Below are 21,957 nucleotides of genomic sequence, written 5' to 3' on the forward strand. Positions count from 1 at the left end.
CGTCAGATCAGCGGGAAGCTGATGACCACCGTCGTGCCCTGCGGGCGGCGCTGGCCGGCGGCCGGGGCCTGGCCGGACACCTTGCCCGTCCCGAACAGGTTCAGGCCGTTGCTCTGCACCTGGAACCCGGCGGCCTGCAGCGCCTTCGTCGCGTCGTCCTTGGACATCCCGCCGACGTCCGGGACCGGCACCATGCCCTTGCTGACCACCACGGCGACCGGGGAGTTCTCCGGGAGCAGCGCCCCGGCGGCCGGGGAACTGCTGATCACGGCCCCCTGCGCCACCGTGTCGTCGTACTCCTCGGTGCTGCTCCCCGGTGTCAGCCGCGCGTCGGTCAGCGCCTGCCGGGCCTGCTCGGCGGTCTTGCCGGCGAGGTCGGGCACGGCGATCCGCTTCGGCCCCCGGGAGACCGTCACCGCCACGGCGTCGCTTCTGCGGACCCGCTGCCCGACGCCGGGATCGGTCCCGATCACCTCGCCGGCCGGCACGTTCTCGCTGTACGCCTGGGTGAAGCGGCCGCGCAGCCCGGAGCCGTCCAGCACGGTGACCGCCTGGGCCTGGCTCTGGCCGATCACACTCGGCACCGTCGCGTACAGCGCGCCGGACAGCGCGTACGTCGCGCCGCCGACGGCCAGCAGCACGGCGGCCAGGACGCCGGCCCAGATCAGCGGCCGGAGCGAGCGTCGCCGCCGGGGCGGGCGGGCCGCCCTGGCCGGCGGCGGCTCGTTGTACGGGCGGGGCGTCGTGAGCAGGCCGTCCAGCAGCTCCGGCGGTACGTCCAGCACGCTGGTGTGCTGCACCGGCCGGATCACCGAGGTGGCCTCCGTGGTGGGGTACGCCGGGCTCGGCCGGGCGGAGGCCGGCGGCTCGGCGTCCAGCTGGGCCGGGGTCAGGCCGCGCCGCACCCGTTGCAGCGCGGCCAGCAGCTCCACCGCGTCGCCCGGCCGCCCCCGCGGGTCGCGCGCGGTCGCGGCCGCCACTATCGCGTCCAGCGCGGGCGGGACGCCGGGCACGGCCAGGGACGGCGCGGGGACGTCCTCGTGCAGGTGGCGGTAGATCACCTGGGCGTTGTTCTCGCCGGTGTGCGGCCGCCGGCCGGCGAGCATCTCGTACAGCAGGATGCCCGCCGCGTAGACGTCCACCCGCTGGTCGCTCTCCCCGCCCGGCCGGATCTGCTCGGGGGCCAGGTAGGAGACCGTGCCGAGGACCACGCCGGTCGCCTCGGCGCCGCCGGTGGCCTGGGCGTCCGCGGCGTTCAGCAGGCGCACCAGCCCGAAGTCGGCGACCTTGACCAGGCCGTCGTCGGTGATCAGCACGTTCTCCGGCTTGACGTCCCGGTGCACCAGCCCGGCGCGGTGCGCGGAGCCGAGCGCCGCGAGCACCGGCTCCAGGACGTCCAGCGCGGCCCGGATGGACAGCGCGCCCCGGTCCTGCAGCAGGTCGCGCAGGGTGTGGCCGGGCACGTACTCCATGGCCAGGAAGACCGTCGTGCCGTCGGCGCCCTGGTCGAAGACGTTCACCACGTTGGGGTGCGAGAGCCGGGCGACCGCCTTGGCCTCGCGGATGAAGCGGCCGGTGAAGTCGGCGTCCCCGGCGAGCGAGGGGTGCATCACCTTGAGCGCCAGCACCCGGTCCAGCCGGGTGTCGGTGCCCCGGTAGACGGTGGCCGTCCCGCCGGTCGCGATGCGCTGCTCGACCCGGTACCGGCCGTCCAGCAGGGTACCGATGAGCGGGTCGTGCAGTGCCATGTCCACCAGGGCAGTCTAGGGGCGCGGACGGCGCCGGCCCCGGGCGGACGCCACCCCCGGGGCCGCTTGTGCCCGGCTTGTGACACGTACGCGAGGGCCCCGCTCAGAAGGCCGGCCGCTCCCGGTGGTCGAGGTCGGCCCGGCCGGCCATCGCGGAGGAGGCCTCGGCGTGGAAGCGGCGCGGGATGCGCCCGGCCCGGTGGGCCAGCCGGCCGGCCTCCGCGGCGTGCCGCATCGCCTCGGCCATCAGCACCGGATCCTGGGCCCGGGTCACCGCCGAGGCCAGCATGACGGCCGCGCAGCCCAGCTCCATCGCCAGCGCGACGTCCGAGGCGGTGCCGGCCCCCGCGTCCAGGATCACCGGCACGCCCGCGCTCTCCACGATCAGCTGGAAGTTGTGCGGGTTGCGGATGCCCAGACCCGAGCCGATCGGCGAGCCCAACGGCATGATCGCCGCGCAGCCGACGTCCTCCAGCTTCCGGGCCAGCACCGGGTCGTCGTTGGTGTACGGGAGCACCGTGAAACCGTCGTCGACCAGCGTCTCCGCGGCGTCCAGCAGCTCGATCGGGTCGGGCAGCAGGGTCCGCTCGTCCGCGATGACCTCCAGCTTGACCCAGTCGGTGCCGAGCGCCTCCCGGGCGAGCCGGGCGGTCAGCACGGCCTCCCCGGCGGTGAAGCAGCCCGCCGTGTTGGGCAGCACCCGGATGCCGTTGCGGGTGAGCACGTCCAGCACCGAGCCCTGGGTGGTGGTGTTCACCCGGCGCATCGCCACCGTGGTCAGCTCGGTGCCGGAGACCCGCAGCGCCTGCTCCAGGATCTCCAGGCTCGGCGCGCCGCCGGTGCCCATGATCAGCCGGGAGCCGAAGGCGGTGCCGGCGATGGTCAGGACGTCCTTGTCGTCCGCGGGACGGCTGTCGGTCGTCACGGCTCAGCCCCCCTGGACGGCGGTGAGGATCTCGACCCGGTCGCCCTCGGCGAGCGCCGTGCGCGACCAGGCGCCACGCGGCACCACGGCCTCGTTGAGGGCGGCGGCGACCCCCGAGGGTGCGCCGCTCACGGTGGCGACCACCTCGGCGAGGGTGCTCGCGACGGGCACCTGCCGGGCTTCGCCGTTGACGGAGAGGGAGATGTCGCTCATACCAGGGCCTTTGCGGTGAAACGGGTGGGGGAGAAGTCGGTGGCGAGCTCCGGCGTCGCGCCGGTGGCGAGGTACTCGGCGAGCAGATCCGCCGTCACCGGGGTCAGCAGCACGCCGTTGCGGTAGTGGCCGGTCGCCGCCACCAGGCCGGGCAGCGCGGTCGGGCCGAGCAGCGGGGCGTTGTCCGGCGACCCCGGACGCAGCCCGGCGGAGGTCTCCACCAGTGGCAGCTCGGTGATCCCGGGGACCAGGTCGTGGGCGTCGCGCAGCAGCTCGTACACCCCGCCGGCGGTGACCGTGGTGTCGTACCCCTGCTCCTCGCTGGTGGCGCCGATCACCAGCTCGCCGTCCTCGCGCGGCACCAGGTAGAGGTGCTGCCCCCGCACCACGGCGCGTACGTTGCGGGAGAGGAACGGCCGGTACGCCTCGGGGACGCGCAGCCGCAGGATCTGCCCCTTCACCGGCCGGATCGCCGGCAGCACGCCCTCGGGCAGGCCCGGCAGCAGGTGGCTGCGGGAGCCGGCGGCCAGCACCACCCGATCGGCGCCGAGCGCCTCCCCGGTGCTCAGCCGCACCCCGGCGGCCCGGCCGTCGGCCACCACCAGCTCGGTCACCTCGGCGCGCTCCAGCACCACCCCGGCCCGCTCGCAGGCGACCACCAGCGCCCGGGCCAGCCGCCGGCCGTCCACCTGGTGGTCGTCCGTGACGTGCAGGCCGCCGCGCACCCCCGGGGCCAGCATCGGCTCCAGCCTGCGGCACTCGCGGCCGGTCAGCCAGTGCGAGTCCAGGCCGAGCCGCCGGTGGAAGGCGTGCAGCTCGCGCAGCTCCTCCCGGTCGTCCGCGTCCAGCGCCACGGCGAGCGTGCCGCAGGCCCGGTAGCCGGTGGAGAGGCCGGAGGCCTCCTCCAGCTCGGCGGCGAACGCCGCGTACCGCTCGTTGGAGGCCATCCCGAGGCGCAGCAGCGCCTCCTCGCCGTACTGGAGCTCGGTGACCGGCGCCAGCATCCCGGCCGCCACCTGGACGGCCCCGCCGCCGTGCGCCGGATCGACCACCACGACACGCAGCCCGCGCTGCGCCGTCCGCCAGGCGACCGCGAGGCCGATGACGCCGCCGCCGATCACCAGGACGTCCGCGGGCGTACCGCTCTCGAAGCGTGTCAAAGTCGCTGCTCTCCCTTCGCCGGTATGACCCGGATCAGGTTCGGACGGTCGCGGGCCGTGCAAGCCCGCCTCTCAGCCCGGTCCGCCGGGCTCCCGTGTGAAGTGCCCCCACCATAACTCCGCGTGCCACCGGCCCCGAAGGCGCGTACCGGGGGTGGCCGGCCCGGCCGATAGGGTGACGCCGTGGGAGAGCTGCTGAGCACGGACACGGTGGTCGTCGTCGGAGCCGGACTGGCCGGCGCGCAGTGCGCGGGCGCGCTGCGGGCGGGAGGCTGGCCGGGCCGGATCACCCTGCTGGGGGACGAGCCGCACGCCCCGTACGACCGGCCGCCGCTCTCCAAGGACGTCCTGCTCGGCAGGGCCGACGCCACCACGCTGGACGTCGACCACGCCGCCCTCGGCGTGGACCTGCTCACCGGCCGCCGCGCCACCGGGCTGGAGCCCGGCGTGCTGCACACCGACGGCGGCGGGCTGCGCTACGACAGGCTGGTGATCGCCACCGGCGCCGCCGCCACCGCACTTCCCGGCGCGGAGCGCGCGCACCTGCTGCGCACCGTCGACGACGCGCTGGCGCTGCGCGTCCTGCTGCGGCCCGGCGCCAGGATCGTCCTGGTCGGCGCAGGCTGGATCGGCGCCGAGACCGCCACCGCCGCCCGCGCGCTGGGCTGCGAGGTGACCGTGGTCGAGGCGGGCCCGACACCGCTGCCCGGCACGCTGCCCGCGGCGGTCGGCGGCGCGATGGCCGCCTGGTACGAGGAGGCCGGCGTCGACCTGCGGCTCGGCGCCGCCGTCGCCTCGGTCGGCCCGCACGAGGTGCTGCTCGACGACGGCACCCGGCTGGCCGCCGACGAGGTGGTGGTCGGCATCGGCGCCCGGCCCGCGACCGGCTGGCTGGCCGGGTCACCGGTGGAGCGGGCGGCCGACGGCGCGGTCCTGGTGGACGAACGGCTGCGCACCTCGCTGCCGGGCGTGCTGGCGGCCGGTGACTGCCTCTCCTACCCCTCGGCCCGCGCGGGCACCCGGCTGGCCGTCCAGCACTGGGACCACGCGCTGCGCTCGGGTGCGGCCGCCGCCGCCTCGCTGCTGGGCGACGACACCCCGTACGACCCGGTGCCGTACTTCTGGTCCGAGCAGTTCGGCCGGATGGTGCAGTACGCCGGGCGGCACGCCGAGGGTGACCGGATGCTCTGGCGCGGCGCCCCCGGCGACCCCTCCTGGACGGTGCTCTTCACACGCGGCGGGCGGCTGACCGCCCTGCTGACCGTCGACCGGCCGCGGGACCTCGCCCAGGGCCGGCGCCTGCTGGAGCGGGGCGCCGCCCTCGACCCGCTCCGGGCCGCCGATCCGGCGGTGCCGCTCAAGTCGGCCGTCACGCCCTGATCCGCCCGGTCACGTTCGGTCATCGGTGTGCCCGTCCGGGGTGCGGGTGGTGCGCGGCGGCCCGGCGAGGTGGCAGTCTGGTGACGTGAGCGAGATCGAAGCGAAGATTGAAGACCTTGTCCCCGAGTGGATGTACCTGCCCGACATCTCGGAGCAGTGGGGCGTCCGGGTCACCGAAGTCCGTGACCTGGTCAAGACCGGCGGCCTGATCGCCGTCCGGCGTGGCCCCAACAGGTCGCTGCAGGTGCCGGCCGCCTTCATCGACGGTCCCGGCCTGGTCAAGCACCTGTCCGGCACCCTGACCGTGCTGCGCGACTGCGGGTACAACGACGCGGAGATCCTGGAGTGGCTCTTCACCGAGGACCCGTCGCTGCCCGGCAGCCCGATCCAGGCCCTTCAGGAGAACCGGGGCACCGAGGTGAAGCGCCGCGCCCAGGCGATGCTGATCTGATGGCGGCCGACACCGCCCCGGCCGGCACCGCCCCGGCCGACACCGCCCCGGGCGCCGGCGCCCCGGCCGACACCGCCCCGGCCGACACCGCCCCGGCCGACACCGCCCCGGGCGCCGGCGCCCGCGCGCGGCTGGCCGAGGCCCGGCTCTACCTGTGCACCGACGCCCGCCGCGAACAGGGCGACCTGGCGCAGTTCCTGGACGCCGCGCTGGCCGGCGGCGTGGACGTCGTCCAGCTCCGGGACAAGGGCCTGGAGGCCCGCCAGGAGCTGGAGTACCTGGAGATCTTCGCCGACGCCTGCCGCCGCCACGGCCGGCTGCTCTCGGTGAACGACCGGGCCGACGTCGCGCACGCCGCCCGCCCGGACGTGCTGCACCTCGGCCAGGACGACCTCCCGGTGCCGGCCGCCCGCGCGATCCTCGGCGAGGACGTGATCGTCGGCCGGTCCTGCCACGCCGAGTCCGAGGTGGACGCGGCGATCGCCGAACCGGGCGTGGACTACTTCTGCACGGGCCCGGTCTGGCCGACCCCGACCAAGCCCGGGCGGCACGCCCCCGGCCTCGGCCTGGTCTCGTACGCGGCGAAGCAGGCCACCGGGCGTCCCTGGTTCGCCATCGGCGGCATCGACCTCGGCAACCTCGACGAGGTGCTGGCGGCCGGTGCCCGCCGGGTGGTGGTGGTCCGCGCGATCACCGCGGCCGACGACCCCGGAGCGGCGGCGGCCGAGCTGGCCCGCCGGGTCCGCGAGCTCTGACCGCACCGCGGACCGTCCGGCGCCGCTGCTGAGCCCCGCTCGGTACCGCCGGACGGTCGCGGCCTCGGCCGGCGCCGGCAGCACCGCCCGTGCCCGCGGGTCCTGGGCCCTGCTCAGTACCGCCGGACGGTCGCGGCCTCGGCCGGCGCCGGCAGCACCGCCCGTGCCCGCGGGTCCTGGGCCCTGCTCAGTACCGCCGGACGGTCGCGGCCTCGGCCGGCGCCGGCAGCACCGCCCGTGCCCGCGGGTCCTGGGCCCTGCTCAGTACCGCCGGACGGTCGCGGCCTCGGCCAGCGCCAGCAGCACCGCCCGGGCCCGCGGGTCCGCCAGCGGGGCGGCGTCGAGCGCCGCCAGCGACTGCCGCATCAGCTCCTCGATCCGCTGCTCCACCCGCTCGGCGGCGCCGCTGCGCGCGACCAGCCCGCGCAGCACCGTGACCTCCTCGGGCGCCAGGTCCGGCGCCCCGAGCCGCTCGTCCAGGTGCCGGGCGTCCGCGGCCGGCAGACCGCGCATGGCATGGGCGACCAGCAGCGTCCGCTTGCCCTCGCGCAGGTCGTCCCCGGCCGGCTTGCCGGTGACCGCCGGGTCGCCGAAGACGCCCAGCAGGTCGTCCCTGAGCTGGAACGCCTCGCCGAGCGGCAGACCGAAGGCCGAGTACGCCTCGACCAGCTCCGGGCCCGCCCCGGCGAGCAGCGCGCCGATCTGGAGCGGCCGCTCGATGGTGTACTTCGCGGACTTGTAGTGCAGGACGGTCTGCGCCCGCTCCAGCGCCCCCTCGTCGGTGGAGTCGCCCGCGACCGGCTCCAGGACGTCCAGGTACTGCCCGAGCATCACCTCGGTGCGCATCAGGTCGAAGACCGGCTTGGCCGCCAGGACGGCGGCCGGGTCCAGGCCCGAGCGCAGGAACAGCTCGTCGCACCAGATCAGCAGCAGGTCGCCGAGCAGGACGGCGGCCGAGGCCCCGTACTGCTCGCGGTCGCCGCGCCAGCCGCTCTCCCGGTGCAGCGCCTCGAACCGGCGGTGCACCGAGGGCAGGCCCCGGCGGGTGTCGCTGCGGTCCATCAGGTCGTCGTGCACCAGCGCGCTGGCCTGGAGCAGCTCCAGGGCCGCCGCCGCGTTCGCGATCCCGTCGCCGTCGGCGAGGCCGCCGGCCCCGCGCCAGCCCCAGTAGCAGAACGCCGGGCGCAGCCGCTTGCCGCCGTCCAGCAGGAAGTCCCGCAGGGCGTCGGCGGCGGGCACCAGCTGGGGGGAGATCTTTCCGAGCAGCACCGCCTGGCCGTCCATGAACTCCGTGAGGGCGCCGTTGACACGCTCGCGCACGGCCTCCACATCGATGGGGTTGGCCGGTCGGCTGCTGGACGAGGTCACGATGAGGCTCCGGAGTCGCTGGGGATACCGGTCAGCCTAACCGGGCTCCGCCGAACAGACGGCCGGCCACAGGACTGTTGTCCGTCCGTTCGTCTCAGTCGGTGGACATAAGGTGTCCGCTCTCTCAGGGCGACGGTTAACCTGCCAGCATGGCACTCGGCATCGCTTCCACCAGAACCGACCGCGCACTGACCGTTCGCGAACTACTGGCGGCGGGCAACCGGTCCTTCTCCTTCGAGTTCATGCCGCCGCGTACGGAGGCCGCCGAGAAGCGGCTCTGGGACGCGATCCGCCGGGTCGAGGCACTCGACCCCAACTTCGTCTGCATGACGTACGGCGCGGGCGGCTCCTCGCGCGGGCGCACGGTCAACCTGGTCGGCCGGATCGCCACCGAGACCACCCTGACGCCGGTCGCCCACCTCACCGCCGTCGACCACTCGATCGCCGAGCTGCGCAACATCATCGGCCAGTACGCGGACCAGGGCGTGCGCAACGTCCTCGCGGTGCGCGGCGACCCGCCCGGCGACCCGCTGGGCGAGTGGGTCCGCCACCCGGACGGCGTCAGCTACGCGGCCGAGCTGGTCGAGCTGATCAAGGGCATCGGTGACTTCTGCGTCGGCGTCGCGGCCTTCCCGCAGATGCACCCGCGCTCGGCCGACTGGGACGACGACATCCGTCACTTCGTGGCCAAGTGCCGGGCCGGCGCGGACTACGCGATCACCCAGATGTTCTTCGAGGTGGACGACTACCTGCGGCTGCGCGACCGGGTCGTGGCGGCCGGCTGCGAGGTGCCGATCATCCCGGAGATCATGCCGGTCACCAACATCAAGCAGCTGGAGCGGTTCCCGCAGCTCAGTGGTTCGGAGTTCCCGGTGGAGCTGGTGCGCCGGTTCCGCGCCGTCGAGGAGGACCCGGCGGCCGTCCGCGCGGTCGGCATCGACCACGCCACCGCGATGTCCGAGCGGCTGCTCGCCGAGGGCGCCCCGGGGCTGCACTTCATCACCCTCAACCACTCCACCTCCACGCTGGAGATCTACCAGAACCTCGGCCTGCACCGGCCCTGATCCCGGCCGCCCGCGAATGTGGGCCGGGAAGGGCGGAACCGGTACAGTCGCGGCACACGCGCGGCGGGCGCGCACGCGACTGGAGGTAGCGGCGAATGAGCATCGGATACCTGCTCCTGTACGCCGCTCTGGCGGTGGTGGCGCTCTGGCTGGTCGCCGAGCTGCTGCTGCAGAACCGTGCGCCGCTGCACTGGCGCGCGGTGGCGCTCGGCGGCTTTCTCACCGTGGTCGCGGGGATGGCGCTGGGCTCGGTCGTGGTGATCGGCGCCGGTGCGGTGCTCTTCGCGCTGGGGCAGGTCTTCGTCACCGTGTCGGTCAAGCGCGGCTACCGCACGGGCTGGTCGCTGCGCAGGTCCGACGGCGGGCTGCCCGGCCCGCTGGCCAAGGTGCCGCTGCTGAGCGCGGCGACCGGCGGCGAGGACGTGGCCGAACCGGTCGTGGTGCGCCAGGTCGGTGAGGTCGGCGCGGTCGAGGCGGAGCCGGCGCTGGTCGGCGCGGTGCTGCCCGGCCCGCGCGCCGGGTCCTTCGGCGGGTCGTTCGGCGGCTCCGCGGCCGGTTCCGCGGCCGGTTCCGCGGCCGACGAGGCCCCGGCCGTCCAGGAGACCTCCGCATTCGAGATGCAGGAGCTGGGCACGGACGGCGTCTACGCCGACGCCCGCTACGACACCCACTACGGGGGGCAGCAGGCGTACGGCGGGCAGCAGGACGGGTCCTACGCGGCCGTCCAGCAGCAGCCGGTCTGGGACGCGGCCACGCAGCAGTGGCAGCAGCCCGCGCAGCAGCAGGTCTACGGGTACGACCAGGGCTACGGCGGCTACCAGCAGGACCTCTACGGCCAGGCCGGCCAGCAGTGGCAGCAGCAGCCGACCGGCTACGAGCAGCAGGACCAGGGGTACCAGGGCTACGCGCAGCAGCAGCCGGTCTGGGACGCGGGCACGCAGCAGTGGCAGCAGCCCGCGCAGCAGCAGCAGCAGCAACAACAACAGCAGCAGGCCGGCCACGAGTACCCGCAGGGCGGCTGGCAGCAGCAGGGCTGACGGCCGGGAGGGCCCGGCCGGGCCCTCCCCCCGGGCCATCCGCCCCCGGCATACGGGGCCGGGCGTCAGGAGCGCTCGCGCGCCGGTACGACGGCCTCGCCCGCCGGCGCCGGTACGACGGCCTCGCCCGCCGGCGCCGGTACGACGGCCTCGCCCGCCGGCGCCGGCGGGAGCTCCCGCAGCTCCCGGGCGGCCGCGCGCAGCACCGTCAGCAGGGCCAGGCCCATCAGGGCGGCGTAGAGCTCGATCTTCAGGTAGCGGCCGACGTCCGGCGCCAGGTACTCCAGGTAGGAGCCGAAGGAGGCGACCTGCACCAGGACCGGCAGGTACCGGAGCCGGCCGGGCAGGTAGAAGGCGGCGATCACGCTGAGTACGTCCGCCGGGTAGAAGTACCGGTCGTGCATCGAGGGCAGCAGGAACGGCACCAGGATCACCGAGGCGGTGGCCAGCAGCACGATCTGGGTGGCGGTCAGCTCCCGGGACCAGCCGCCGGGCCGCAGCGGCCCCCGGCCGGAGCGGCGCAGGACCACCCAGGCGGTCAGCGCGAGCACCACCGCGCCGGTCACCAGGACCCCCGCCTGCCGGACGCCGTCCGCGTGGTCGCCCGCCTGGAAGAGCTGGTAGACCGACGGCGCGTTCATGGTGAGTTCCTGGTAGGTGCCGGTCTGCCGGGCGTACACCGTCAGGAGCCGGACCGGATCGGCGCCGAGCAGCAGGGCCGGCACGTCGAGCAGCAGGTACACGGCCGGCACGGCGAGCAGCGCCCGCCAGGGCACCCGCCGGGTGAGCAGCAGGACCAGCAGGAAGGGCAGCACGAAGACCGCCTGGAGCTTGAAGGCCAGCGCGATCCCGAGGAAACCGCAGGCCCACCAGGGCCGGTGGCGCAGGACGGCGTGGACGGCCGCGAGCACGAACACCGTGTACAGCGAGTCGGCCTGCCCCCACCAGCCGCTGTTCGTCGCGACGGTCGGCAGGAACAGCACCACGGCGCCGGCGAGCGGCGGCCGCCAGGTGCTCTCCGGGTGCCGTACCGCCACGATCAGACGGGCGAGGTGGGCCGCCATCAGATCGAACAGGGTGGAGACGGTCTTCATGCCGGCGAGGTCCTGCACCGGCAGGTGGGTCAGCCCGGCCAGGACGTAGAGATACGGCACGTTGTAGTCCGCGAAGCCGCTGTCCTTGAGCGCCGCGAAGCCGCCGTGCGTCCTGATGTGCTCGTACCAGGGGTGCAGGAAGTAGTGGTAGTCGTCCGACTCGTAACGGAACATCATCTGCCGCACCACGATCGCGAGCAGGACGACCCCGAGTGCCAGCATCGTGGGGCCGGCGGACCGCTCGGCGAGGGCCGGCCGCTTTTCGGCGGCGGTGACTCTCGGCATGTGGACCTCCGGGGCGGCGGGGTTGCTGGACGGGCGGTGGCGCATCGGATGCTAGCGGCCAGGGCCGCCGACTGTCAGTCAGGCCGGCACGGCGGGAGGGCCGGTGACCGGTCAGGCCGGACCGATCAGCCCTGCCGTGATCGAGGCGGACATCCCCACCCGGGCCAGGCCGCCGCCCGGGTGGGCGGCGCCGCCGACGAGGTGGAGGCCGGGGCGGGAGCTCTCGTTGGCGGTCTGCAGGTGTCCGCCGCCCGACCCCGCCAGCGCGGGTCTCGGGACGGAGCCGAGCAACGAGCCGCTCTCGCGCGCGGTGTCCGCCGGGGTGCGCACCACCCGCCACAGCAGGCGCTCGCGCAGGCCCAGCCCGGCCGCGTCCGCCTGGGCGAGCATCCGGTCGGCGAAGGCGTCGGCGACGCCGGGCGCCGTCCAGTCCAGGTCCATCGAGGGCGCGGTCGCGGTGAGCACGACGCTCTCGTGGCCGCCCGGGTGCAGCGTCGGGTCGTCGGGGCGCAGGACCTGGACGGTCGGCCGGTCGGTGAGCGGAGCGCCGGGGTCGAACACCCCGGCCCGCTCGGCCGCCGGGTCCGCCGCGTGCACCACCGTGCGGTGCGCGGTGCCCGGCGGGCGGGCGCCGCGCAGGGCGAGCAGGACGCCGACCCGGCCCGGGACGCCGCGACGGGCCCCCGGCGGATCCGGCCGCTCGCCCCGGGGCCGGGACGGGCCGGTCCACCCGGTGGGGAGCACCCGGGCGTCCATCGCGGACACCACCGTGGTGCTCGCCAGCCGACTGCCGTCCGCCAGCTCCACGCCGTCGACCCGGCCGGCCTCGCCGGTGACCTCGACCACGCGGGCGTCGAAGCGGAACTCCACCGCGCGCTCCAGGCAGCGCTCGTACACCGCGTCGGCGAGCGCCCGGATGCCGCCTCGGACGTACCAGACGCCGAAGGACTGCTCCATGTACGGCAGCACGGTGGCGCCGGCCGGGGCGGTGCGCGGATCGAAGCCGAACCGCAGGGCGTGCTCGTGCAGCAGCGCGGTGAGCCCGGGGTGGCCGCCGAGTTCGGTGGCGGCCACGTCCGCGAGCGTCCACGGCGCGCGCCGCAGCCGGGCCAGCCCCCGGCGCGGCGGCGCGGGGTAGGGGTCGGCGTGCAGCGGCTCGGGGTCGGCGGGGAGCGGCTCCTCCAGCAGCGGGCGCCGGGTGGCCTCCCAGACGGCGCGGCCACGGTTCATCACCGTGCTCCAGCGCTCGCCCGAGCCCGCGCCGAAGGCGGCGTCCAGCGCCTGGGCGACGCCGCCCCGGGAGGCGTTGGGGAGCAGCAGGTCGGTGCCGTCCGCGAACAGGTGCCGGCTCTCCGGATCGACCGGGGCCAGCCCGACCAGCTCCTCCAGCGGCTGCCGGCCCGTCTTCAGGGCCAGGTCGCGGTAGACGGCCGGCAGCGTGAGCAGCCCGGGGCCGGTGTCGAAGGCGAAGCCGTCCCGCTCGTACCGGCCGACCATGCCGCCGTAGGTGCCGGTGGCCTCGCAGACGGTCACCCGGTGCCCGAGGGTCGCCAGTCGGGCGGCTGCCGCGAGCCCGCTCATTCCTGCGCCGATGACGACGATCCTTGCCATGGCATCCGATCCTAGGGGGCGCCCCGAGGTGCCCCGACCGGACGGGTCAGTAACCGCCCCGGTCGGGCACCGGCCGGGGGCGGCCGCCCGTGGTCCGGGCGGCGGCGCGGGCGGCCCTGCGCTCGCGCCGCCGGGCCAGGAAGCGGCGGATCCGGGTGACGGCGAACCCGACCAGCAGCAGGCCCGTCAGCAGCAGGACCGCGGCGATCGAGGCGGCCACCCACGGGTGGAAGATCGCCAGCGTCACCAGGCCGGCCACCGAGAGGTCCTCGGCGAGGCTGATCACGATGTTGCTCGCGGGCTCCGGCGAGGTGTTGACGGCCATCCGCAGGGACGCCTTGACGCCATGGCTGACGAGCGCCGTCGTGCCGCCCAGCGCGCCCGCCGCCACGGAGCCGAGCGAGCCCGGGTCGTGGCTCGCCAGCAGGGCGGCGACGGTGGCGCCCGCGACGGGGCGGATCAGGGTGTGGACGGCGTCCCAGGCGGTGTCCACGTACGGGATCTTGTCGGCCACCGCCTCCAGCAGGAACAGCGCGGCGGCGGCGATCAGCACGTCCGGGCGCTCCAGGACCGGCGGCACGGTGTCCGCGCCGCCGAAACGTCCGAGCAGGCCGAGCAGCAGCACCACCGCGTAGGCGTTGATCCCGCTCGCCCAGCCGCTGGTGAAGATCAGCGGAATGATCGACATGCCTCTTCGCCCCTCCCAGGAACCCCGGCCGGTTCCACCCGGCCGCGCCACACCGTACCGGCCCGCGCCGTCGTGCCGTCACCGCGCCCGGCGCTCTGAGGACGCGTCCGGGAGCCCGCCGGTTCCACCCTGCCCCGGCCGGCGCGGATCTGAGTACGGGTACTCAGATCCCGGATTGAGTACCCGGACGGATAGCCCTCCGACCTGCGGGGACGAGAAGCTGTGCGGACCGGGAGGACGGGCCGCGAGGCTGTGGTCCCGGGAGCGGCCACGATCGGAGCCGCCGGTCACGGGGGTGTCGGCGGCGGGGGGGCGATCGCGCCGTGCACACGAGCCGGCCCCGGGGCCGCGCACTGCCGGTACGGGGCGGCGGAGCACGGCCGGGTGGCCGGCGGTGGGGGATCCGGTGTGTCGGGAGCACGCGGAGGGCGCGCGGGGTGACACCGGGTGGCCGGCCGGGACGGGGGAGACGCCGGGCCGGCCGCCGGGGTGTCCCGCGCGAACGGCCCGGCGGCCCCGGCCTGCGGGGTCGCTCCGCGCACGGCCGATTGTCAGTGGGGCTTGTCACCATGGACCCGCACGGGTCGACCGGCCCGCGCGACTCGCCTCGGACCGGGGGAGACCATGACCATCAGCCACCCTGAGCCCGTCACCGCCAGCCGCCGCCACCCTGCCGACGAACAGCCGCAGCCGGGCCGTGCCCGACCCGCGGCCGCGCCGCCCGCCGTGCCCCCCGTCCAGCCCTCCGTCCAGCCACCGTCCCTCCAGCCACCGTCCCTCCTGCCACCGTCCCTCCTGCCCCAGGCCGCCCGGGCGGCCCCGGGCGCACCCGCCGTGCCGGCCGCCGGCCAAGCCGGCGACGTGCACCCCGTGCTGCGCCGGGTCGGCGCGCCGCCCGCCGGGCTGGATCTGCTGCTGCACGCGCAGCGCACGCTCCTCCAGGCCCGTCGTACCGAGGATCCGCTGCAGCGGTACGCCACCGCCCACCTCGCCGCACTGCGGACGGTCGCGGCGGTGCTGGCCGTGCGTGGCCGGCCGGAGAAGAACCCCAGGCGGCGCAAGGCCATCCGCAGCGCCTGGGAGGTGCTGCCGGAGGTCGCGCCCGAGCTCGCCGAATGGGCGGTGTACTTCGCGGCCGGCGCCCGCCGCCGGGCCGCCGCCGAGGCCGGTATCGCGGGCGCCGCCGGGCCGAGGGACGCGGACGACCTGATCCGCAACACCGCGCTGTTCCTGCGGATCGTCCAGCGGCTGCTCGGCCTGCACCCGACGCCCCCGGCCCCGCGCCTGCCGCTGGAGGGGGTGCACGAGGAGTAGCGGTCGGGGTACGGCGGGCGGGCACCGGTGCGGCGGTGCCACGCCCGCCCTACCCCGCCCGCCGATCCGGCTAGGGTGGTGCCAGTCCCGACGTACCTCCCCGCGCCAAGGAGTCCTCACCTTGTACCCGACGCGTCCCCGCAGTGCCCTGCGTACCGCCGTGGTCTGGGAGGTGGTGCGGGCTGCCCTGGAGAAGCGGGCCGGGGAGCTCGGGCAGCCGGTCCTCGACATCGTCGACACCGGTGGCGGGACGGGCAACTTCGCGGTGCCGGTGGCGCGGCTCGGTCACCGGGTCACGGTGGTCGACCCGAGCCCCGACGCGCTGTTCGCGCTGGAGCGGCGGGCCGCCGAGGCCGGCGTCACCGAGCTGGTCCGGGCCGTCCAGGGGGACACCCAGACGCTGCCCGAACTGGTCGAGCCCGGCAGCGTGGACGCGGTGCTCTGCCACGGCGTGCTGGAGGTCGTGGACGACCCGGCCGAGTCGCTCGGCAGCCTGGTCGCGACCCTGCGCGGTGGCGGCGTGGTCAGCCTGCTGGCCGCCAACCGCAACGGCGCGGTGCTGGCCCGGGCGCTGGCCGGCCACTTCAACGAGGCCCGCGCGGTGCTGGAGGCCGCCGAGGGCCGCTGGGGCACCGGCGACCCGATGCCCCGCCGCTTCACCGGCGAGGAGCTGGCCCTGCTGGCCGCCGCCGCCGGCCTGCGGGTGGAGTCGGTGCACGGGGTGCGGGTCTTCGCGGATCTCGTGCCGGGCGTGCTGGTGGACACCGAGCCGGGGGCGATGGAGGCGCTGCTGAAGCTGGAGCAGGCGGCCGCCGAGCAGCCGGCCTTCCACGCCGTCGCCACCCAGCTTCACCTGTTGGCCACGCTCGCCTGACTTCTCCTCCGTGTGCGGTACTCCTCCCGTTCTCCCGTGCATCCGCCCATGTCCGGGGTGATTCCAGGGTCTCGGGCACTTGTACGCGGCCTCCGCCGTTGGGATCGGTGCGTGTCCGGTGTGCCGACGTGGCCCGACCCACGAGCCGTTGACCACTCCGGAAAGCGGCGGTGGACCGTATGATCTGGGTAAAGCCGGAAAGCATGACAGCCGGACGCATGGGGCATATGGACGACACAGGACCGGGACGGCGGAGCTCTCAGGGGCAGGCACCACGATCGTCCGGGTCCCGTGGTGACGGGTATGGGGCGGAGGCGGCCGTCGCCTCGGCCCCGGCCGGCACACAAGCGTCCGACTGCGTGTCTTGAAAGCTGAATGGACTGGCCGCCCTGTGCGGGGCGGCGGACCGGTCGCCCCGCGACCGACGAGTAGGAGGACTCCGTGCCGCTCTCGGAGCACGAGCAGCGTCTGCTCGAGCAGATGGAGCGAGCGCTGTACGCCGAAGATCCCAAATTCGCGTCAGCGCTTGAGGGAACCGGGCTGCGCGCCTACACCCGTCGTCGGGTCTACCAGGCCGCCGCGGGGTTCGTGGTGGGCATCGCCCTGCTGATGGGGGGCATGGTCGCCCAACTGATCTGGGTGAGTGTCGTCGGGTTCCTGGTGATGCTGGGTTGCGCGGTCCTCGCCGTCACCGGGTGGAAGCGCAGTCCGGCCGGACACGGCGGGGCACGTCCGGGCTCACCCCCGGCCGCGCGCCGCAAGGCCGGGGTCATGGACCGGATGGAGCAGCGCTGGCAGCGCCGCAGGGACGAGCAGAGCGGCCTCTGAGATCTGCCCGCCGCGGCGGGCGACGAGGTGGAACCGAAGAACCTGTGCCGAGGGCGGGCAGTCGCGGCGACTGCCCGCCCTCGGCGTCGTCCCACCCTGCGGGGCCCTACTCGCCCCGGTCGGGACGCACCCGCGCCCAGGCCCGGCGCACCGGCCCGGTGACCACCCCGGCGGCCCGTGCCACCCGGCCCCGGGCCGCCGCCCGGAGGTTCTCGGCCCGGTCGGCCGTACGCCACCAGAGCCGCGCCGAGGACGGCGGCAGCAGCAGGGCGCGGGCGCGCCCCGAGCGCCGGGCGGAGGCCCGCAGGCCGTCCCGGGCGGCCCGCACGTCCGGCGCCAGCGGGCCACCCGTCCGGGTACCGCCGGCCTCGGCGTACAGCACCCGCTCGGTGGCGAGGGCGACCCGCCCGGCGGCCGCGGTGGCGCTCTCGTCGAGCTCGCCCGCCTCGGCGATCCGCCGCGCGGCGGATCGCGGGGTCCGGGAGTCGTCCGGCGGGATGCCGAGATCCCAGGCGGAGTCGACCAGCTCGTCCCAGGCGGCGAGCACCTCGGCGTCCGTCGGCCCGGTGGGCCCGGCGCCGCCGGGCCCGCGCCGCCCGCCCGCGCCGAGGCGCCGGCGTCGCTGGGCGCCGCGCCAGAGCATCGGGGTGGCGAGCAGCGCCAGCAGGACGGCCGCACCGGCCGCGGTGCCGAGCACCTGCCAGGACAGCAGCCAGGACCGGTCCCCCGGCGCCGTGGCGGCGTTCTTCTTCGGGCTGCCGGGGCAGTCGGCGCTCGGCCGCCCGCCGGTGCAGCCGGTGCCGGCCGTCGCGGACGGCGCCGCCGTGCCGCTCGGCGCGGCGGTGGTCGGCTGCTGGGTCGGCGTGGTGCTGGGAGCGGCCACCGGCTCGGAGTACTCCGGCGTGCTGCCCCGGCTCGGGGTGGGTTCGAAGCGCAGCCAGCCGGCGCCCTGGAAGTAGAGCTCGGGCCAGGTGTGGTACTCGCGGTCCGTCACCGAGTAGCTGTTGGGCCCGGTCGGGTTGCCCGGGGTGAAGCCGACGGCCAACCGCGCGGGGATGCCGAGTGACCGGGCCATCGCCGCCATCGTGGAGGCGAAGTGGACGCAGAAGCCCTGCTTGTTCTGCAGGAAGGTGACGATGGCGTCGTTGCCCGTCCCCTCCGCCACCTCGGCGTCGTAGTGGAAGCCGCCGGTGGACGAGAACCAGGTCTGCAGGGCCACCGCCTTGTCGTACGCCGTCCGCTTGCCCCTGGTGACGTCCGCGGCGGTGGCCGCGACGACCGTCGGAAGGTTGCCGGGCAGGCTCAGGTAGCGGCTGCCGATCGCATCCGGGGCGGGGGCGGCCGCTCGCAGCTGATCCGCGGTGGGCCGCACGTCCAGGCTGCTGACCTGGTACGACAGCCCCTGGGTGGTCTGCTTGCCGTTCCCGACCAGGGTGCGGGTGGAGCGTTCCAGGCTCCACTTGCCGGGGGGCGTCGCCCTGGTCGCCGGGTAGGGCATCGGCAGCCAGACCGAGTCCGTCCCGCTGCCGACGGTGAACGCGGTGGTGACCGCCGAGGTGTCGATCGCGCCGGTGAGCCCGTCGGGCGCGGGCAGCGTGCCGGGGTTGTCGACGACGTCCTTGGCGCCGAGCTTCCACGCGGTGCCGTCGAACTCGTCGAGGGCGGCCGTCCGCAGGTAGGTGCTGCCGGCCGAGTCGCCCGACATGGTGTACGTCAGCAGTTCCCTGCCGGTGGGGCGGCTCAGCGAGGCGGAGAGGGTGACCAGCGGGTCCAGCGTGGTGACCCCGCCGCTGCCGCCCAGGCCGGGCCCGCTGCCCGCCCGGCCGTCGATCAGGCCGTGGTCCAGGCTGCCGAGCGCCATCGGCAGAGCCAGCGCGGCGGCCAGTGCCAGCAGGCCGATCCGGTGGCCGCCGAGCGAGAGAGCGCCGCCGCCGCCGCCCTGGCCGCCGTGGAAGACCCGGCCCCAGCGGGAGAGCCGGTCCTGCCCCTCGGCGAACAGCAGCAGCAGGTATCCGAGGGCCGCGAGCAGGAACCAGAGCCAGGCCCTGCCGCCGTCGGCGCCGATGCCGGTGCCGACGGAGTAGAGGGCGAGCAGCGGGAGCCCGGCCAGCGCGGCCCGGCGGAAGGTGACCGCGACGGCGTCCACCAGGACGGCGATCAGGGTCACCGAGCCGACCAGGATCAGCCGCAGGCCGGCCGAGGAGGGCGCGGGGATGGCGTAGACCTGGATGTCCTCGACGCCGCTGTTCAGCAGGGTGCCGAGGGCGTCCAGCGCCTTCGGGCCGGGCAGCAGGCCGAGGGTCATCGCCGACCCGGCGAAGGTGAGCATCAGCGTGTACAGCAGCACCAGCAGCTGGCCGGCGGGGACCAGCCAGCGCGGCAGGGGCAGCCGGCGCAGGCCCGCGCCGGTCGCCGCGATCAGCGCGATCAGCGCGAACGCGTGGAGCAGCCAGGCGTTGGAGACCAGCAGCGGGGTCAGGCACAGGGTCGCGAGCGCGCAGGCCAGCGCCGAGTAGACGGTCAGTTTGGCCCGGGTGGTCACGCGTCGGCCTCTTCTCGGTGGGCGGCGGCGGAGTCGGCGCGGTCGGCGGCCCGCCACAGGTCGGGCACGGAGTCGCCGGCCCGCGCGGGCAGCACGGTCCAGCCGGCCTCGCGCAACTGGCGGACCCGGGCGCGCAGCTCGGCGCCGCCGGTCTCCGGGGCGAGCAGCCGCAGGCCGGCCCAGGTGTCGGTGTCGATGAGGAAGGCCACGGCGGTCCCGGTGCGGCGGCGCAGCCGGGCGAGGCGGGCGGTCTGCTGCTCGTCCAGCGTGCCGAGCACGGCGACCAGCAGGCCCTCGCCGCCCAGCCGCACGGCCTCCTCGCCCCGGGAGAGCGAGGTGCCCTCGGAGAGGTCGACCAGGGCGAGCGCGTCGAGCAGCATGCCGGAGGCCTCGGAGACGGTGTTGGCGCCGCCGTCCGGGCCGGGGACCGACAGGCCGGTGTCGGTGAGCAGCCGGACCTGGTAGCCGCGCTCCATCAGGTGCACGCCGACCGAGGCGGCGCAGCTGACCGCCCATTCGAAGGAGGAGGCCGGGCCGGTTCCCCGGTGGCCGCTCTCCCGGGTGTCCAGCAGGACGCTCGCCCGGGCCCGCTGGGGCTGCTCCTCGCGGCGGACCATCAGCTCGCCGTAGCGGGCGGTGGACTTCCAGTGCACCCGGCGCAGGTCGTCGCCGTGCCGGTACTCGCGCAGGATGACGTCGTCGTCGCCGGCCAGGGCGACCGACCGGGCCTGGCTCTCGCCCTGGCCCGACCACGCGCCGCGCAGCCGGACCTCCGGCAGCGGCTGCACCCGGGGGACGACGGTCAGCAGGTCGGAGGCGGCGAAGGCCCGGTTGAGCTCGCACATGCCGAACGGGTCGGACAGGCGCAGTTGCAGCGGGCCGAGCGGGTACTGCCCGCGCAGGTCCGAGCGGACCCGGTAGGAGACCTCGCGGTGGCCGTGCGGCTCTATCCGGTCCAGCACGAAGCGCGGCCGCGGACCGAGCACGTACGGGACCTTGTCCTCCAGTTGGAGCAGGCCGGTGGGCACCCGGGAGACGTTGTCGACCCGCAGGTGCACCCGGGCCTCCTGGCCGGCCGTCGCCCGGTGCGGGCTGAGCCGGCGGCCGCTGGCGACCCGGTAGCGGGTGCGCAGCAGCAGCAGCGCGGCGACCAGTGGCAGCGCGGTGAGCAGGACGCCGACCCGGAGCAGGGCGTCCTGGCCGAGAACGTACGCGCACAGGACGGCCGTGACCCCGGCGGCGAGGAAGGAGCGGCCCCGGGTGGTCAGGCCCGCCAGGCCGGCGCGCAGGCCCGACGGTGTGTCGGACGAGGCCACCTCAGCCCCTCCGGACGGCCGGGCCCTGCGGGCGCGGCAGCGGCAGCCGGGCGACCAGGTCGAGCACGATCTGCTCGGAGGTGCGGCGGCTGAGCTGGGTCTCGGCGGTCGGCATCAGGCGGTGGGCCAGCACCGGGACGGCGAGGGCCTGGATGTCGTCGGGGGTCACGTAGTCGCGGCCGTCCAGGGCGGCGGCGGCGCGGGCGGCCCGGACCAGGTGCAGGGTGGCCCGGGGGGAGGCGCCCAGGCGCAGCTCGGGGCTGGTGCGGGTGGCGCCGACCAGGTCGACGGCGTAGCGCCGGACCGGATCGGCGACGTGCACCGTGCGCACCAGCTCGATCAGCTTGAGGATGTCGTGCGCGTGCGCGACCGGTGCGAGGTCGTCCAGCGGGTTGGCGCCGCCGTGCACGTCCAGCATGGCGAGCTCGGCGTCCGGGCTCGGGTAGCCGATGGAGATCCGGGCCATGAAGCGGTCGCGCTGGGCCTCCGGGAGCGGGTAGGTGCCCTCCATCTCGACCGGGTTCTGGGTCGCCACCACCATGAACGGGGACGGCAGTTCGTAGCTGGTGCCGTCGATGGTGACCTGGCGCTCCTCCATCGACTCCAGCAGCGCGGACTGGGTCTTGGGCGAGGCCCGGTTGATCTCGTCGCCGACCACGATCTGCGCGAAGATCGCGCCGGGCCGGAACTCGAAGTCACGCTGGTGCTGGTCGAAGATGTTGGTGCCGGTCACGTCCGAGGGCAGCAGGTCGGGCGTGAACTGGATGCGGCGCACCGTGCAGTCCAGCGACTTGGCGAGTGCCTTGGCGAGCATCGTCTTGCCGACGCCCGGCACGTCCTCCAGCAGCAGGTGGCCCTCGGCGAGCAGGACCGTCAGCGCGATCCGGACGGCCTCCGGCTTACCCTCGATGACGCTCTCCACGGAGGCGCGCACCCGGTCCACGACGGCGCCGAGCTCCTGCAGGCCGCCCCGCTGGTAAGCCTCGGGCTGCCGGTCGCCGCCGCGACTGTTCTGACCGGCCTGATCGTATGTGCTCGTCACCCGTACGCTCCCTGGCATTGCGCCGGTCCTCACCCCGAGGACGGCCCCCACCCCGTGACTGACGCGGCGCGCCCGGACGCGGTTCCGACTGGGGCCGGTGCCGGGCGGAGCCTGCGGCCAGGCCGCCCCAGGTGGTGCGGGGCAGGCCTGCCGTCGCATTCTTCCCTGTCGGGTGGCCAGAAGTCACTCTCCGCCCTTGACCGGGGCTTTGCCGGTGGTGCGGGGTGGGCGACAAGAGAGCAGTGTCCCGGTTCGTCCCCGG

The 21,957-nt window shown here is 75.5% G+C and carries 19 protein-coding genes and 1 riboswitch; of the genes, 8 read left to right on the forward strand and 11 right to left on the reverse strand.

Annotated features, from left to right (window positions below):
- Window positions 1-2: 2 nt before the first annotated feature.
- The 4 genes from pknB to thiO form a co-directional block, all read right to left on the reverse strand.
- Window positions 3-1,748: a Stk1 family PASTA domain-containing Ser/Thr kinase gene (gene pknB / locus OG823_RS25470; RefSeq protein ID WP_371484652.1), complete on the reverse strand. Its 1,746-nt coding sequence runs from the start codon at window positions 1,746-1,748 to the stop codon at window positions 3-5.
- 103 nt (window positions 1,749-1,851) lie between these two features.
- A complete protein-coding gene (locus OG823_RS25475; RefSeq protein ID WP_371482135.1) occupies window positions 1,852-2,673 on the reverse strand; it encodes a thiazole synthase in 822 nt (273 codons plus the stop codon).
- 3 nt (window positions 2,674-2,676) lie between these two features.
- Window positions 2,677-2,886 (reverse strand): sulfur carrier protein ThiS, encoded by a 210-nt coding sequence (gene thiS, locus OG823_RS25480; protein ID WP_371482136.1) that lies wholly within the window; start codon window positions 2,884-2,886, stop codon window positions 2,677-2,679.
- Window positions 2,883-4,046: a glycine oxidase ThiO gene (gene thiO, locus OG823_RS25485; RefSeq protein WP_371482137.1), complete on the reverse strand. Its 1,164-nt coding sequence runs from the start codon at window positions 4,044-4,046 to the stop codon at window positions 2,883-2,885. The genes thiS and thiO overlap by 4 nt, the downstream gene beginning before the upstream one ends.
- A riboswitch (TPP riboswitch) is annotated at window positions 4,041-4,153 on the reverse strand. (Overlaps the previous gene by 6 nt.)
- Before the next feature lie 76 nt (window positions 4,154-4,229).
- On the opposite strand from thiO, the gene OG823_RS25490 reads away from it, so the two are divergent.
- The 3 genes from OG823_RS25490 (at window position 4,230) to thiE (ending at window position 6,632) form a co-directional block, all read left to right on the forward strand.
- Window positions 4,230-5,426 carry an NAD(P)/FAD-dependent oxidoreductase gene (locus OG823_RS25490; protein ID WP_371482139.1) on the forward strand — a complete coding sequence of 399 codons (1,197 nt, stop codon included), beginning with the start codon at window positions 4,230-4,232 and terminating at the stop codon, window positions 5,424-5,426.
- An 85-nt stretch (window positions 5,427-5,511) separates the two neighbouring features.
- Window positions 5,512-5,877, forward strand: a complete 366-nt coding sequence (locus OG823_RS25495; protein WP_371482140.1) for an Rv2175c family DNA-binding protein — start codon at window positions 5,512-5,514, stop codon at window positions 5,875-5,877.
- A complete protein-coding gene (gene thiE, locus OG823_RS25500) occupies window positions 5,877-6,632 on the forward strand; it encodes a thiamine phosphate synthase (protein ID WP_371482141.1) in 756 nt (251 codons plus the stop codon). Before OG823_RS25495 ends, thiE begins: the two co-directional genes overlap by 1 nt.
- Before the next feature lie 261 nt (window positions 6,633-6,893).
- Here thiE and OG823_RS25505 read toward each other — a convergent pair whose 3' ends face one another.
- Window positions 6,894-8,000: a polyprenyl synthetase family protein gene (locus tag OG823_RS25505; protein WP_371482143.1), complete on the reverse strand. Its 1,107-nt coding sequence runs from the start codon at window positions 7,998-8,000 to the stop codon at window positions 6,894-6,896.
- A 149-nt stretch (window positions 8,001-8,149) separates the two neighbouring features.
- Here OG823_RS25505 and metF point away from each other — a divergent pair, with 149 nt between their 5' ends.
- On the forward strand, window positions 8,150-9,064 hold the full coding sequence (gene metF, locus OG823_RS25510; protein WP_371482145.1) for a methylenetetrahydrofolate reductase [NAD(P)H]: 915 nt from the start codon (window positions 8,150-8,152) through the stop codon (window positions 9,062-9,064).
- 95 nt (window positions 9,065-9,159) lie between these two features.
- A complete protein-coding gene (locus OG823_RS25515; RefSeq protein WP_371482146.1) occupies window positions 9,160-10,101 on the forward strand; it encodes a hypothetical protein in 942 nt (313 codons plus the stop codon).
- Between the two features lie 65 nt (window positions 10,102-10,166).
- Here OG823_RS25515 and OG823_RS25520 read toward each other — a convergent pair whose 3' ends face one another.
- The 3 genes from OG823_RS25520 to OG823_RS25530 all read right to left on the reverse strand — a co-directional run bounded on the left by OG823_RS25520 (window position 10,167) and on the right by OG823_RS25530 (window position 13,779).
- On the reverse strand, window positions 10,167-11,480 hold the full coding sequence (locus tag OG823_RS25520; protein ID WP_371482148.1) for a glycosyltransferase 87 family protein: 1,314 nt from the start codon (window positions 11,478-11,480) through the stop codon (window positions 10,167-10,169).
- Between the two features lie 111 nt (window positions 11,481-11,591).
- Entirely contained in the window at window positions 11,592-13,091 is a 1,500-nt protein-coding gene (locus OG823_RS25525) for a phytoene desaturase family protein (RefSeq protein ID WP_371482149.1), read from the reverse strand.
- Window positions 13,092-13,137: 46 nt separating this feature from the next.
- Complete coding sequence (locus OG823_RS25530; RefSeq protein ID WP_371482151.1) at window positions 13,138-13,779, reverse strand: DUF4126 domain-containing protein; 642 nt, start codon at window positions 13,777-13,779, stop codon at window positions 13,138-13,140.
- 795 nt (window positions 13,780-14,574) lie between these two features.
- On the opposite strand from OG823_RS25530, the gene OG823_RS25535 reads away from it, so the two are divergent.
- The 3 genes from OG823_RS25535 to OG823_RS25545 all read left to right on the forward strand — a co-directional run bounded on the left by OG823_RS25535 (window position 14,575) and on the right by OG823_RS25545 (window position 16,795).
- Window positions 14,575-15,093, forward strand: a complete 519-nt coding sequence (locus OG823_RS25535; protein ID WP_371484653.1) for an SAV_6107 family HEPN domain-containing protein — start codon at window positions 14,575-14,577, stop codon at window positions 15,091-15,093.
- Window positions 15,094-15,214: 121 nt separating this feature from the next.
- Complete coding sequence (locus tag OG823_RS25540) at window positions 15,215-15,967, forward strand: methyltransferase domain-containing protein (RefSeq protein ID WP_371482152.1); 753 nt, start codon at window positions 15,215-15,217, stop codon at window positions 15,965-15,967.
- A 441-nt stretch (window positions 15,968-16,408) separates the two neighbouring features.
- Entirely contained in the window at window positions 16,409-16,795 is a 387-nt protein-coding gene (locus OG823_RS25545) for a DUF3040 domain-containing protein (RefSeq protein ID WP_371482153.1), read from the forward strand.
- 106 nt (window positions 16,796-16,901) lie between these two features.
- Here the strand turns inward: OG823_RS25545 and OG823_RS25550 are convergent, their stop codons facing one another.
- The 3 genes from OG823_RS25550 to OG823_RS25560 are packed head-to-tail and all read right to left on the reverse strand — an operon-like array spanning window position 16,902 to window position 21,713.
- On the reverse strand, window positions 16,902-19,337 hold the full coding sequence (locus tag OG823_RS25550) for a DUF3488 and DUF4129 domain-containing transglutaminase family protein (RefSeq protein ID WP_371482155.1): 2,436 nt from the start codon (window positions 19,335-19,337) through the stop codon (window positions 16,902-16,904).
- Complete coding sequence (locus OG823_RS25555; RefSeq protein ID WP_371482157.1) at window positions 19,334-20,653, reverse strand: DUF58 domain-containing protein; 1,320 nt, start codon at window positions 20,651-20,653, stop codon at window positions 19,334-19,336. Before OG823_RS25555 ends, OG823_RS25550 begins: the two co-directional genes overlap by 4 nt.
- Before the next feature lies 1 nt (window position 20,654).
- Complete coding sequence (locus tag OG823_RS25560; protein ID WP_371482159.1) at window positions 20,655-21,713, reverse strand: AAA family ATPase; 1,059 nt, start codon at window positions 21,711-21,713, stop codon at window positions 20,655-20,657.
- Between the last annotated feature and the right edge of the window lie 244 nt (window positions 21,714-21,957).

This window comes from Kitasatospora sp. NBC_00315 (assembly GCF_041435095.1).
In the GTDB taxonomy this organism is placed as follows: Bacteria; Actinomycetota; Actinomycetes; order Streptomycetales; family Streptomycetaceae; genus Kitasatospora.

Excerpts from the sequence above, each read along its gene's own strand:
- OG823_RS25525 (WP_371482149.1), bottom strand. The coding sequence starts at position 13,091 with ATGGCAAGGATCGTCGTCATCGGCGCAGGAATGAGCGGGCTCGCGGCA.
- OG823_RS25520 (WP_371482148.1), bottom strand. The coding sequence starts at position 11,480 with ATGCCGAGAGTCACCGCCGCCGAAAAGCGGCCGGCCCTCGCCGAGCGG.
- OG823_RS25560 (WP_371482159.1), bottom strand. The coding sequence starts at position 21,713 with ATGCCAGGGAGCGTACGGGTGACGAGCACATACGATCAGGCCGGTCAG.
- thiS (WP_371482136.1), bottom strand. The coding sequence starts at position 2,886 with ATGAGCGACATCTCCCTCTCCGTCAACGGCGAAGCCCGGCAGGTGCCC.
- thiE (WP_371482141.1), top strand. The coding sequence starts at position 5,877 with ATGGCGGCCGACACCGCCCCGGCCGGCACCGCCCCGGCCGACACCGCC.
- pknB (WP_371484652.1), bottom strand. The coding sequence starts at position 1,748 with ATGGCACTGCACGACCCGCTCATCGGTACCCTGCTGGACGGCCGGTAC.
- OG823_RS25530 (WP_371482151.1), bottom strand. The coding sequence starts at position 13,779 with ATGTCGATCATTCCGCTGATCTTCACCAGCGGCTGGGCGAGCGGGATC.
- metF (WP_371482145.1), top strand. The coding sequence starts at position 8,150 with ATGGCACTCGGCATCGCTTCCACCAGAACCGACCGCGCACTGACCGTT.
- OG823_RS25515 (WP_371482146.1), top strand. The coding sequence starts at position 9,160 with ATGAGCATCGGATACCTGCTCCTGTACGCCGCTCTGGCGGTGGTGGCG.